The organism is Microbacterium sp. ARD31 (assembly GCF_031844425.1).
The window spans coordinates 188,025-200,942 of record NZ_JAUZVE010000002.1 but is presented as its reverse complement, the minus strand read 5'-3'; the positions used below and the strand labels follow the sequence as shown (position 1 = coordinate 200,942).

Genomic DNA, 12,918 nt, shown 5'->3' with positions numbered 1-12,918 from the left:
TCCCGCGCGCGGCGGCTCAGTCCTGACGGTAGCCCTGGCGGCCCATCGTCCAGAAGGCGCCGACGGCCAGGACGGCCCCGACGGCCGTCATCGCACCGATCAGCCAGAGCAGAAGGTGGGAAAGAAAGCCGTACTCCATGGGGGTCCTCCGTCGCCGGTTCGCGTGCGTTCCTCATCGTACCGGCAGCGCTGGTAGACTCTCCCACTGTACTTCGGCGAGGGACGCCTCGTATCGGCCGCAGGGTCGCATGCGGCATCCGTGATCGACGAGGGTGTGGAGGCTCACGGTTCCTCACGCGCTCGCGTTCGAGTCGAATCCAGACCCCTGATACCCCGGGCCCCCGCCCGATCAAGAACGGGCCGACGCGCCCGCGAGGAGAGAACCATGTCGCAGGACATCGACACCAAGGTCCAGGCCGAAGTCCGCTCGAACTTCGGCAAGGGCTTCGCCCGCCGTCTTCGCGCGGCCGGCAAGATCCCCGCCGTCATCTACGGCCACGGCACCGACCCGGTGCACGTCGCGCTGCCGGGCCACCAGACCGCGCTGCTCATTCGCCGCGCGAACGCGGTGCTCGAGCTCGACATCGAAGGCGCTTCGCACCTCGCGCTGGTCAAGGACGTCCAGAAGGACCCCGTGCACCAGATCATCGAGCACATCGACCTGCTCGTGGTGAAGAAGGGCGAGAAGATCCAGGTCGACGTGCCCGTCGTCGTCCACGGCGAGTCCTTCGCCGGCACGATCGTCAACCTCGACGCGCAGACCATCCTGCTCGAGGTCGAGGCCATGCACATCCCCGAGCACGTCGAGGTCGACGTGGACGGCCTCGAAGAGGGAACGCACATCACCGCCGGCGAGCTGACGCTCCCCAAGGGCGCGTCGCTGGCCGCCGACCCCGAGACGCTCATCGTGGCGATCTCCGTTCCGGCCGCCGAAGAGCTGCCCGAGGACGCCGCCGACGAGGACGAGGCCGGCGCCGAGGCGTCGACGTCGGAGGAGTCCTCCGACGAGGCCGCTTCCGAGTAAGTCGAATCGATCGGGTCGAGGGGGTGCGGATGCCGCGCCCCCTCTTCCTGTTCCCGGGCCTGCTGCGGCGGGGCCGACGAGAAGGAGAGCGCATGGCCGAGTCATGGCTCGTCGTGGGGCTCGGAAACCCCGGCCCACGATACGAGCAGACCCGTCACAACATCGGGCAGATGGTCCTCGACGAGCTCGCCGCGCGGCGGGGGGAGACCTTCCGCGCCCACAAGGCCAACGCCCGGGTCGCCGAGACGTGGCTGCGTCCGGGCGGCGCCAAGCTGGTGCTGGCCAAGCCGAACTCGTTCATGAACGTCTCGGGCGGTCCGGTGTCGCAGCTCGCACGCTTCTACGGCCTCGACCCCGACCGCGTCGTCGTCGTCCACGACGAGCTCGACATCCCGTTCGACACGATCAAGCTCAAGACCGGCGGCGGTCACGGCGGCCACAACGGCGTCCGCGACGTCGCCAAGGCGCTCGGCACGGCGGACTTCCCTCGCGTCCGGGTCGGCATCGGCCGACCGCCCGGACGTCAGGATGCCGCGGACTGGGTCCTGGATCCGTTCGGCGCCGCGGAGCGGACCACCCTTCCGAACCTCATCGCCGACGCCGCCGACGCGGTGGAGCAGCTCATCGACGAAGGACTCGTCGCAGCGCAGCAGAAGCACCACGCGCCGCGCGCGTGACTCATCCGCCGATGCTGCTGCCGGCGCCGAACCCCGCGGTGAGTGCGGCCTGGACGGCGGTGAAGAAGATCGCGGGTCCGAAAACGGCGATCACCACGGCGGCGATCGCGTAGCCGCGGCCGCGCCGTCGGAGGATCGCGACGATACCCTGCACCAGAGCCCAGACGCCGAGGACGGTGCCGATCCAGAACGACGCCTCGGCGAGGAGCACGAGGTCACGCACGGGCGAGAGCACGGACCAGTCGACGTTCATGTCCATCGGGCGCAGTGCGATCTCGGACCCCGCCCCCATTCCGATCCGGAAGGCGGCCCACGCGCCGACGAGGGTCGCGCCGACCGCGGCGATGAGCGCGAGCACCAGCGACACGATGCCCAGCGCCGGTGTCGCCGGCGCGGCGGGGGCGGTCGCCACGGGGGGCATGCCCGGCGGGGCGTAGCGGGCACCGGGCCCGCCGTAGCCGGCCGGCATGCCGTGCGGGCCGGCGGCCGGGGGAGTCGCGGGGGAGCCCGGCGGTGGTCCGAACGGCGGGGTTGCGGGGGCCGCCCACCCTGGCGGGGGCGTCGGGCTCTGCTCCGGGCGATCGCTCACGACACTCATCCTATTTGCGGCCCGGGCGAGGTCCCAGAGCGATCGACGAGCGCTCCGTCGGCGCCGGGCCGCGCGGGGCAGGAGGCCGCCGCCGGGGTCGCCGGTCGGACGTAGACTCTTCCGGTGACAGTTCCCGGGATCCTTCGCGCCCTCGAACAGGCTGAGTCGTTTCAGGATGCGGTGGGTGCGGCATCCGTCGACGCCGACTTCTCGCTGGTCGAAGGCCTGGACGCCCCTTTGCTGGCGGCACTCGTCGAGCGCCGCCGAGGAGCCGGCCGTCCGCCGGCCCTCCTCGCCGTCGCCCCGACCGGGCGGCGCGCGGAAGCCCTCGGGCCCGCACTGGAGGCGCTGCTGCCGGGCGCGCAGGTCCTGCACTTCCCGGCGTGGGAGACCCTGCCGCACGAGCGGCTCAGTCCGTCCGCCGAGACGGTCGGCCGTCGCCTCGAGATCCTCGCCGCGATCGCGGCCTGGGACGGCGCCGCGCCGCTCGTGATCACGGCGTCCGTGCGTGCCGCGATCCAGCCGCTCGCCCCGGGCCTGGCCGATGCCCCGCCCATCCGGCTCGACATGGGCGGGCGCGGCCACGAACTGTCCGACATCGTCGAGCAGCTGGTGACCCTGGCCTATCACCGTGTCGACATGGTGTCGCGCCGCGGCGAGTTCGCGGTGCGCGGCGGCATCCTCGACGTCTTCCCGCCGACGGCGGCCCACCCCTTCCGGGTGGAGTTCTTCGGCGACGAGATCGATCAGATCCGTGCGTTCTCCGTCGCCGATCAGCGTTCGCTCCCGGGCGATGTCCCCGACGTGGTGCTGCTCGCCGGTCGCGAGCTGCTGCTCACCGATGCGGTGCGCACGCGCGCCCGCGAACTGCGCGACACGCTGCCGGGTCTCGGCGGCATGCTCGAGAAGATGTCCGAGGGCATCCCGGTCGAGGGTATGGAGTCCCTCATGCCGGTGGTCCTCGACGGCCTGGTCACCCTCGTGGACTATCTGCCTGCGGGCGGCGCGGTGTGCCTCGTCGAACCCGAGCGGTGCGTCACGCGGGCACTGACGCTCGGCGACACCAACCGCGAGTTCCTCGACGCGGCCTGGAGCGCCGCGACAGCGGGCGCGGACATGCCCGTCGACACCTCCGCGGTGAGCGCGAGCCTCGGCGCCGGCGATTTCGTCACGCTGCCGCGCCTGCGCGACGTGGCGCGGGAGCGCGACGACGTGTGGTGGACGCTCAGCTCCTTCGACTCCGGGGCGGCGGACGCCTCGGCCGAGGGCCTCCTCGACATCGACGTGGCGCTCGAGCAGTCCGCCGCCATCCGCGTCCGCGGTGCCGCCGTGCCGGCGTTCCACGGCAACGTCGACGGCGCGACCGAGCACGTCGGGGCGCTTCTGGCCGACGGCTGGCGCGTCGTGGTCGCCGCCTCCGGAACCGGTCTGGTCGAGCGAGCTGGCGATGTGCTCTCCGACCGGGGTATCGCGGCACGCCGCGTCGACCACGTGGGCGACGCGCCCGAGCCGGGCGTCGCCCAGCTGGTCATCTCGTCGCTGGAGCGCGGATTCGAGAGCGAAGAGGCAAAGCTCGCCGTGCTCACCGAGGCCGAGTTCTACGGCCGCACGATCGGCGGCGATCAGCGTGTGGTCAAGAAGCTCGCGTCGCGGCGTCGCAACGTCGTCGACCCGCTGCAGCTGAAGACCGGCGACTACGTGGTGCACACCACGCACGGGATCGGCCGGTTCGTCGAGCTCACCCAGCGCGAGGTCTCCAGCGGCGGCCGCAATGCCGTCAAGAGCGTGCGCGAGTACCTCGTGCTCGAGTACGCGCCCAGCAAGCGCGGATATCCGGGCGACAAGCTGTTCGTCCCCACCGACCAGCTCGACCTGCTCTCGCGCTACGTGGGCGGCGAGGCCCCCACGCTGTCGAAGATGGGCGGCAGCGACTGGGCGCAGGCCAAGGGCAAGGCGCGCAAGGCCGTGCGCGACATCGCCGTCGAGCTGGTGAAGCTCTACTCCGCGCGGATGGCGGCCAAGGGGCATGCGTTCGGGCCGGACTCGCCGTGGCAGCGCGAGTTGGAAGAGGCGTTCCCGTTCGCCGAGACCCCGGATCAGCTGCAGACGATCGACGAGATCAAGGCCGATATGGAGAAGCCGATCCCCATGGACAGGCTGCTGTCGGGCGACGTGGGCTTCGGCAAGACGGAGGTCGCCGTCCGCGCCGCCTTCAAGGCGATCCAGGACGGCAAGCAGGTTGCGATGCTCGTCCCCACGACCCTTCTGGTCAAGCAGCACCTCGAGACCTTCACCGAGCGCTTCGCCGGATTCCCGGTCAAGGTGAAGGCCCTGTCGCGGTTCCAGACCGACAAGCAGGCCCGCGAGGTGATCGAGGGCCTCTCGGACGGCACCGTCGACATGGTGATCGGCACGCATCGCATCCTGACCGAGAAGGTGATCTTCAAGGACCTCGGGCTCATGATCATCGACGAGGAGCAGCGGTTCGGCGTCGAGCACAAGGACAGCCTGAAGAAGCTCAAGACGAACGTCGACATCCTCGCGATGAGCGCCACCCCGATTCCCCGCACGCTCGAGATGGCGGTCACCGGCATCCGCGAGATGTCGACGCTGCAGACCCCGCCCGAGGATCGGCATCCGATCCTGTCGTACGTCGGACCGCGCAACGACAAGCAGATCGCGGCGGCGATCCGCCGGGAGCTGCTGCGCGAAGGGCAGGTGTTCTACGTGCACAACCGGGTGCAGTCCATCCAGCGCGTGGCCGCCCACCTGGCAGAGCTCGTTCCCGAGGCCCGCGTGGTCGTCGCGCACGGCCAGATGGGGGAGCACCAGCTCGAGCAGGTCGTGGACGACTTCTGGGAGCGGCGCGCCGACGTGCTCGTGTCGACCACCATCATCGAGACCGGCCTCGACATCGCCAACGCGAACACGATCATCATCGACCGAGCCGACAAGTACGGTCTGTCCCAGCTGCACCAGCTGCGCGGGCGAGTGGGTCGCGCGCGCGAGCGGGCGTACGCCTACTTCCTCTACGACGAGAACAAGCCCCTGTCCGAGACGGCCGCCGACCGCCTCGAGACGATCGCGGTGAACAACGACCTCGGCAGCGGCATGCAGGTCGCGCTGAAGGACCTCGAGCTGCGCGGGGCGGGCAACCTCCTGGGCGGCGAGCAGGCCGGCCACATCGCCGGCGTCGGCTTCGACCTCTACCTGCGCATGATCGGCGAGGCCGTCTCGGCGTTCCGCGGTGAAGAGACCGAGGGCCCCGCCGAGCTGCGACTCGAACTGCCCGTGCAGGCGCGCATCCCGGAGTCCTACATCGACAGCGAGCGCCTGCGACTGGAGGCCTACCAGAAGCTCTCGGCCGCGGCATCCGTCACCGCGAAGGACGACGCGATCGACCTCGTCATCGACGAGCTCACCGACCGCTATGGCGACCTCCCCGCCGAGGTCGAGGGGCTCATCGAGGTGGCGCGACTGCGGCGGCGTGCGGCGCACGCCGGACTCGCCGACGTCGTCGCCATGGGGCCGAACCTGCGGATCGCGCCCGCGCACCTGCCCGATTCGATGCGCGTGCGCCTGCAGCGGCTCTACCCCAAGGCCAAGCTCCTGTCGGGGGGCGACGCCCTCGTGGTGCCGCTGCCGACGGCGGCGGGCGAGGCCGTGGGCGATGCCGACCTGATCGCGTGGGTCGGGCAGCTGCTCGACCAGCTGTGGCCCGTCAAGAAGGCAGAGCCCGCCACTGTCGACGCGGGCGGCTGACGTTCACCGCCGGCTCAGATGACGCCCTGCGCCTGCATGGCGTGGGCGACCCGCTCGAACCCGGCGCAGTTGGCCCCGACGACATAGTCGCCGGGGCGGCCGTACCGCTCGGCGGCTGTGAACGCCGCATCGTGGACCCCGCCCATGATGGCGCGCAGCTTCGCCTCGCTGTCGCCGAAGCTCCACCGCTGCCGGGACGCGTTCTGGCTCATCTCCAGCGCGGAGGTGGCCACGCCTCCGGCGTTCGCGGCCTTGCCGGGCCCGAACAGCACGCCGGCCTGCTGCAGCGCATGCACGGCGTCGGGGGTGCTGGGCATGTTCGCGCCTTCGGCGACCGCTCGGACGCCGTTGCCCACCAGAGTGAGCGCGTCGGCCTGGTCGAGTTCGTTCTGCGTGGCGGAGGGGATCGCGACATCCACCGGCACCTCCCACGGTCGCGCGCCCTCGACGAAGCGGGCGCTCGGGCGGCGGGCCGCGTAATCGCGGATGCGGCCGCGCTCGACCTCTTTCACCTGGCGCAGGACCTCGAGGTCGATCCCGGCGTCGTCGACCACATACCCGGATGAATCCGAGGCGGTGACCGGTGTCGCCCCCATCTGCCATGCCTTCGCGATGGCGTAGACCGCGACGTTGCCGGACCCGGAGACGGCGACGCGCTTGCCGTCGAGCGAGTCGCCCTGGACCCCCAGCATCTCCTGGACGAAGAACACCACGCCGTAGCCGGTCGCCTCGGTGCGCACCTCCGCGCCACCCCACTGCACGCCTTTCCCGGTGAACATCCCCGACTCGTGCCGGTTGGTGATCTTGCGGTACTGGCCGAAGAGGTAGCCGATCTCGCGCGCGCCCACGCCGATGTCGCCCGCCGGGACGTCGGTGTGCTCGCCGAGGTGCCGGTACAGCTCGTTCATGAACGATTGACAGAAGCGCATGACTTCGGCGTCCGAACGGCCGTGGGGGTCGAAGTCGCTGCCGCCTTTGGCGCCGCCGATGCCCTGACCGGTGAGGGCGTTCTTGAACACCTGCTCGAACCCGAGGAACTTGATGATGGAGAGGTTCACCGAGGAGTGGAACCGAAGCCCGCCCTTGTAGGGGCCGAGCACGGACGAGAACTGCACGCGGAACCCCCGGTTCACCTGCAGCCGGCCGGCGTCGTCCACCCAGGGCACACGGAACAGGATCTGTCGCTCCGGCTCCACCAGACGCTCCAGGATGCCGTCCTCGACGAACCGCGGGTGCGTCTCGAGGACGGGGGCGATCGACTCGAGCACCTCGTGCACCGCCTGCAGGAACTCCGGCTCGTGAGGATTGCGGGCATGGACGGTGTCGAGGACGGACTGAACGGGCGCCGGGAGGGCGCGGGGCGACGTGGTCATCGTGGAGCTTTCCGGATGGGCGGAGCGCAGCAGCAGAGAGCCGGCGCGGTTTCACCCTACCCACGCGCGCGGAGCGCGTTCGCACGTGTGACGCCGCCCGGCGTTACGCTGAGCAGCGACGAGGGAGGGACGATGCAGTTCGAGCACCTCGGGGCGCGGCCCCGCATCCATCCGGACGCCGTCATCGCGCCGACCGCCGTGATCAGCGGGGACGTCGTGATCGGCGCCGACTGCCAGGTGCTGCACGGGGCGGTCATCACCGCCGAGGGCGGGGCGATCACCCTGGGCGAGAACGTGATCGTGATGGAGAACGCGCTCATCCGCGCGACCTCGACCAATCCCGTGCACATCGGCGATCACGTCCTGGTCGGACCGATGGCGAGCGTGTCGGGCGCGACGGTCGGCGACGAGGTGTTCCTGGCGACGGGGACGCGGATCTTCAACGGGGCCCGGATCGGGGCGCGCAGCGAAGTGCGCATCAACGCCGTCGTGCACCTGCGCACCGAGCTGCCCGAAGACGCCGTCGTGCCCATCGGGTGGGTCGCCGTCGGCGAACCGCTGCAGATCCTCTCACCCGACCGGCACAACGAGATCTGGGCGGCCCAGCGCGAACTGGACTTCCCCGGCTACGTCTTCGGACTCGACCGGTCGACCCCCGACCTCATGGTCCAGCTCACCGAGCGGTACGGCCGCAGCCTCGCCCGGCATGCGGACGACCGCCGGGCCGACTGACCGGCGGGCGGCGCAGGCCCGCTCAGCCGGTGTTCTGCAGTCCGGCCGCGACGCCGCTCACCGAGAGCAGCAGCAGTCGCTGCTGCTCGGGATCGGGCTCCGCGCTCTGCCTCGCGGCATCCCGGAGCGCGCGCAGCGCCCGCAGCTGCAGCAGCGAGAGCGCGTCGACGTAGGGGCTGCGCATCTTCACCGCGCGTTGCAGCACGGGCTTGTTCCCGAGCAGCTCGGTGCCCCCGGTCAGGCGCACGACCCAGTTGCGCGTGACCGCCATCTCGTCGAGCACCAGCTGGGCCAGCTCGTCGCGGTCGCCGAGCTCGAGGTAGCGCCGCGCGATGCGGGTGTCGGCCTTGGCCAGGCTCATCGCCACGTTGTCGATCATCGTGCGGAAGAGCGGCCACTGCTCGTAGGCCTCCCGCAGCAGGTCCTCGTCTCCGACCGCGTCGAGGGCCGTGCCGAGGCCGAACCAGCCGGCGAGGTTGATGCGGGCCTGCGTCCAGGCGAAGACCCACGGGATGGCGCGGAGGTCCTCCAGCGACTCCACCGACAGCCCGCGTCGAGCCGGCCGGGAGCCGAGCGCCAGCAGGCCGATCTCCTCCATCGGCGTCACCTGCGCGAACCAGGGGGCGAAGCCCGGTGCCTTGACCAGCGAGAAGAAGCGCTCCCGCGAGGCGGCGTCCATCGTCGCGGCGATCGCGGCGTAGCGCTCGGCGGCGGCGGAGTTGCGCTGCTCGATCGACGGCGCCGAGGCCAGGAGCACCGCCGCGGCCACCTGGTCGATGTGCCGCATCGCGATGGCGGGGTCCCCGTACCGGGCGAAGATGACCTCGCCCTGCTCGGTGAGCTTGAACCTGCCGTCGACCGAGTGCGGGGGCTGCGCGAGGATCGCCGAGTTCGCGGGCCCACCGCCGCGGCCGAGCGCTCCGCCGCGACCGTGGAACAGGGTGAGCTCGATGCCCTCGGACCGCGCCCACTCCGAGATGCGGGCCTGAGCGGTGTAGAGGGCGAGGTTCGCGGCGACGGGGCCGACGTCCTTCGACGAGTCGGAGTAGCCGAGCATGACCTCCAGGCGTCGTCCGGTCGCGTCCAGCCGGGCGGTGAATTCCGGATGCCGCATGACCTCGGCCAGGATGTCGGGCGCGGCCTGCAGATCGGCGAAGGTCTCGAAGAGGGGGATGACATCCAGCACCGGGGGAGTGCCGTCCGGCCCCACGGCGTACCGGGCGAGACGGTGCACGGCGGCGAGGTCGTCGGCGGACTGCGTGAACGACACGATGTAGCGGCCGGCGGCGCGCGGACCGTAACGGTCCTGCAGGAAAGCCACCGCGCGGAAGACGTCCAGCACTTCGTCGGTCTGCTCCGAGCGCGGGCCACCGGCATCCAGCTCGGCGAGCACCTTCCGGTGGACGGCGGAGTGCTGGCGGACCTCGAGCTCGGTGAGGTGGAAGCCGTAGGTCTCCGCCTGCCACAGCAGCTGCTGCAGGTGTCCGTACGCCTGCCGGGCGGCACCGGCCCGCACCAGGGAGTCCTGGACCGTGCGCAGGTCGGCCAGCAGCTCGTCCGGTGTCCGATACGCGCGGTCGGCGTCGCGCTCGCGGGTCGCGGCGATCTTCCGCGCGATCAGCAGCAGGATGCGCCGGTGCGGCTCGTTCGGCGAGCGCTTCGCGATGTCGTTGGCGGCGTCCTCATCGGCGGCTTTGAGCGAGTGCCAGAGGGCGACAAGCGCATCGCTCGGAGGCGTGGTGGCGGCATCCAGGGTCATCGTGCGCCCGATGCGGCTGGCGCTCGCCTCCAGGCCCAGGAGCACGTGCTCGCTGGCGATCTTCGCGGCCTTGCGGGTGACGGACGCGGTGACGAACGGGTTGCCGTCGCGATCGCCGCCCACCCAGGAGCCGATGCGGACGAAGGGCCGCACGACGGGGGCGCGGCCACCCGCCCCCGGACCCTGCAGGGCGTCGTCGATGCGCCGGTAGACGTGGGGGATGGCGGTGTACAGGGTCTCGTCGAACACGCCCATCACGGCGCGAACCTCGTCGGTGGGGGTCGGCTTCTCGGCCCGCAGCGGCGCCGTGCGCCACAGCGTGTCGATCTCCTCGAGCATGCGACGCTCGGCGCGGCGCTGGTCGGCGCCGTTGCGCAGCGACGCGTCGTGTTCGTCGAGCAGGGTGGACAGACGTCGGACGCTCGACGAGACGGCTCGGCGCCGGGCCTCGGTCGGGTGCGCGGTGAAGACGGGGTGGAACCGCAGGGACTGCAGACGCGCGAGGGCGGTCTCGTCGCCGACCTCGGCCGACAGGCGCACGAACGCCGCCGCCACAGAATCCGTGGCCTCCTCGCGGTCGGGGCGTCCGTCGCGCTCACGCAGGATGCGCACGCGCTGGTGCTCCTCAGCGAGGTTCACCAGGTGGAAGTAGGCGGTGAAGGCGCGGGCGACCTCGTCGGCCCGCGAGACGCTGAACGAGTTCGCGATCGCCTCGGCGCGCTCGACGGCGGCGGGCGTCTCGTCGGTGTATGCCTGGATCGTCGCGACGCGCAGACGCTCGACGTCCTCGTACAGTCCGGGCGAGCCGCTCTCGCGCAGTACGCGGCCCAGGAGGGAGCCGAGCATGCGCACATCCGCGCGCATGCGCTCGGGAATCTCCTGGCCGGCCTCGAACCGTCCCACGAGGTCGATCGCTTCGGTCTGGGTGGGCTCACGCATGGACTCCACGCTATCGCCGTGAGATCACCGCGACGTGACGCGGTGTCACGGTGTGACGCATCCGGGCGACGTCCAGGCCGGTTCGGTACGCTGGTCGGCGGTGTGCCGGGAAGTCTGGTCGGCGGTGGGCTCTGCCCACCCGTCACCGGACCCACGGAAGGATTCCATGTCCCTGTTTCGCTCTGCGCGCTTCCCCGCGATGGTGCTTCTGGCCGCCGCCGCCCTGGGTCTCATCGTGGCCAATTCCCCGCTCGGCGGGGGCGTCGACCAGCTCATGCACACCTACCTCGGCATCCCCGGGGTGTTCGAGCTCTCGATCTCGCACTGGATCAAGGACGGCCTGCTCGCGGTCTTCTTCTTCGTCGTCGCGGTCGAGCTGCAGTTCGAGCTCACCAACGGCCAGCTGAACTCGGCGAAGAAGGCGATCCAGCCCGCGATCGCCGCGGCGGGCGGCGTGATCGTGCCCATCGCCGTCTTCCTCCTGTTCGCCTGGGGCTCGGACGCCGCACGCGGCTGGCCGATCCCCACGGCCACCGACATCGCCTTCGCGCTCGGGGTGCTCGCCGTCTTCGGCCGCGGCCTCCCGCCCGCCCTGCGCGTGTTCCTGCTCGCCTTGGCGATCCTGGACGACATCGTGGGCATCATCTTCATCGCGGTGCTGTTCACCACCGACGTCAACTACGCCATGCTCGGCGGCGCCGCCCTTCTGGTCGTCCTGTTCGGATTCCTCAGTCGCCGGCTCGGAGATCGACGCAGTGCGCCGCTCGTCGTGGCCCTCATCGTCATCGCCGTGGTCGCGTGGGCGCTGACCTATCTGTCGGGCGTCCACGCCACGATCGCCGGCGTCGCCCTCGGCCTGGCGATGAGCCAGCAGCCGGCGCTGCGCACCCGCCACGTGCTCGAGCCGTGGGTGAACGCGGTGGTGCTGCCGCTGTTCGCGTTCTCGGCGGCGCTCGTGGTCATCCCGCAGGTTTCGCCGACGCAGCTGTCCCCGGCGTTCTGGGGCATCGCCGTCGCGCTCCCGGTGGGCAAGATCATCGGCATCGCCCTGTTCGGGTGGGTGTCGCTGCGGATCGGCGCGCGCGGCGCGGCGCCGCACCTGAGCTTCACCGACCTGCTGGCCGCCGGCGCGCTCGGCGGGATCGGGTTCACGGTGTCGCTGCTGCTGAGCGAGCTCGCCTTCGCTGATCAGGCGCTGCTGCGCGACGAGGCGACCCTGGGCGTGCTCGCCGGGTCGATGATCTCGCTCGCGCTGGCCGCGGGTCTCGTATCGTGGCGGGCATGGCACTACCGGCGGCTCGAAGCGGCGATGCAGTGACCGATCCGCTGCGCGAAGCGGCGGAGGTCATGCGCGCGGTGCGCGACCGCTGCGTGTGGACGCAGCAGATCGACCACCGCGCGCTCGTGGCGTACCTCGAAGAGGAGGCGGCGGAGCTCATCGACGCGATCGAGTCCGGTTCGCGCGAAGAGCTGCGTGAGGAACTGGGCGACCTGCTGTGGCAGGTGCTGTTCCACGCCGAGATCGCCTCGCGCGACCCGGCTGCCCCCTTCGACATCGACGATGTGGCCCGCGGGCTCTCCGACAAGATGATCCGCCGGCACCCCCATGTCTTCGCCGGCGAGACCGCGACGACGCCCGAAGAGGTGCTGGTCCACTGGAACGCCGCGAAAGCGGCCGAGAAGTCCTCGCGCACCAGCATCCTGGACGGCGTGAGTCAGCGCATGCCGACTCTCGCCCTGGCCCAGAAGCTGCTCGGGAAGGCCGCCCGCATCGGCGCGTCGCCCGATCTGCCCGCGAGAGCACATCCCCGTGACGAGGGGGCGGGCGCCGACCACCCGCTCGGCGGTGAGGAGCACTCTCGCGGTCCGAGGCCGGGTGCAGGGCCGGGGGCGGCTCCTGGGTCGGAGGCGGAGCTCGGCGAGGCGCTGCTCGCCCTCGTCGCGACCGCCCGGGCGCAGGGGTGGGATGCCGAGCGCGCACTCCGGGAGCGGCTGCGGATGCTGCAGACCGACATCCGGGCGGCGGAATCGGGTGATCTGGAAGACTAGGGCGGTGCCCTCCG

At 71.2% G+C, this 12,918-nt stretch carries 10 protein-coding genes; 6 read left to right on the top strand and 4 right to left on the bottom strand.

All coding sequences use genetic code 11. The features are described 5' to 3' along the window. Positions 1-16: 16 nt before the first annotated feature. On the bottom strand, positions 17-139 hold the full coding sequence (locus Q9S36_RS07665; RefSeq protein ID WP_285814540.1) for a hypothetical protein: 123 nt from the start codon (positions 137-139) through the stop codon (positions 17-19). A 246-nt stretch (positions 140-385) separates the two neighbouring features. On the opposite strand from Q9S36_RS07665, the gene Q9S36_RS07660 reads away from it, so the two are divergent. Continuing rightward, positions 386-1,024 carry a 50S ribosomal protein L25/general stress protein Ctc gene (locus tag Q9S36_RS07660; RefSeq protein ID WP_311284611.1) on the top strand — a complete coding sequence of 213 codons (639 nt, stop codon included), beginning with the start codon at positions 386-388 and terminating at the stop codon, positions 1,022-1,024. A 92-nt stretch (positions 1,025-1,116) separates the two neighbouring features. Then, a complete protein-coding gene (pth, locus tag Q9S36_RS07655) occupies positions 1,117-1,701 on the top strand; it encodes an aminoacyl-tRNA hydrolase (RefSeq protein WP_251451497.1) in 585 nt (194 codons plus the stop codon). A gap of 1 nt (position 1,702) precedes the next feature. On the opposite strand, the gene Q9S36_RS07650 is transcribed toward pth, so the two are convergent. After that, positions 1,703-2,299, bottom strand: coding sequence for a hypothetical protein (locus Q9S36_RS07650; protein ID WP_396653729.1), 597 nt, complete (start codon positions 2,297-2,299; stop codon positions 1,703-1,705). Between the two features lie 114 nt (positions 2,300-2,413). On the opposite strand from Q9S36_RS07650, the gene mfd reads away from it, so the two are divergent. Further along, positions 2,414-6,052 (top strand): transcription-repair coupling factor, encoded by a 3,639-nt coding sequence (mfd, locus tag Q9S36_RS07645; protein ID WP_311284609.1) that lies wholly within the window; start codon positions 2,414-2,416, stop codon positions 6,050-6,052. A gap of 14 nt (positions 6,053-6,066) precedes the next feature. Here the strand turns inward: mfd and gdhA are convergent, their stop codons facing one another. Continuing rightward, positions 6,067-7,425 (bottom strand): NADP-specific glutamate dehydrogenase, encoded by a 1,359-nt coding sequence (gene gdhA / locus Q9S36_RS07640; RefSeq protein WP_311284607.1) that lies wholly within the window; start codon positions 7,423-7,425, stop codon positions 6,067-6,069. Between the two features lie 132 nt (positions 7,426-7,557). Between gdhA and Q9S36_RS07635 the strand changes: the two genes are divergently transcribed. After that, on the top strand, positions 7,558-8,157 hold the full coding sequence (locus Q9S36_RS07635; protein WP_311284606.1) for a gamma carbonic anhydrase family protein: 600 nt from the start codon (positions 7,558-7,560) through the stop codon (positions 8,155-8,157). Positions 8,158-8,179: 22 nt separating this feature from the next. Here Q9S36_RS07635 and Q9S36_RS07630 read toward each other — a convergent pair whose 3' ends face one another. Further along, positions 8,180-10,855, bottom strand: a complete 2,676-nt coding sequence (locus tag Q9S36_RS07630) for a phosphoenolpyruvate carboxylase (protein ID WP_311284605.1) — start codon at positions 10,853-10,855, stop codon at positions 8,180-8,182. 166 nt (positions 10,856-11,021) lie between these two features. Here Q9S36_RS07630 and nhaA point away from each other — a divergent pair, with 166 nt between their 5' ends. Together nhaA and Q9S36_RS07620 are read left to right on the top strand one after the other, a co-directional pair. Then, the gene (gene nhaA / locus Q9S36_RS07625) at positions 11,022-12,173 is read left to right on the top strand and encodes a Na+/H+ antiporter NhaA (protein ID WP_311284604.1); all 1,152 of its coding nucleotides are present in this window, start codon (positions 11,022-11,024) and stop codon (positions 12,171-12,173) included. Beyond that, a complete protein-coding gene (locus Q9S36_RS07620; protein WP_311284603.1) occupies positions 12,137-12,904 on the top strand; it encodes a MazG family protein in 768 nt (255 codons plus the stop codon). Before nhaA ends, Q9S36_RS07620 begins: the two co-directional genes overlap by 37 nt. The last annotated feature ends 14 nt before the right edge of the window (positions 12,905-12,918 follow it).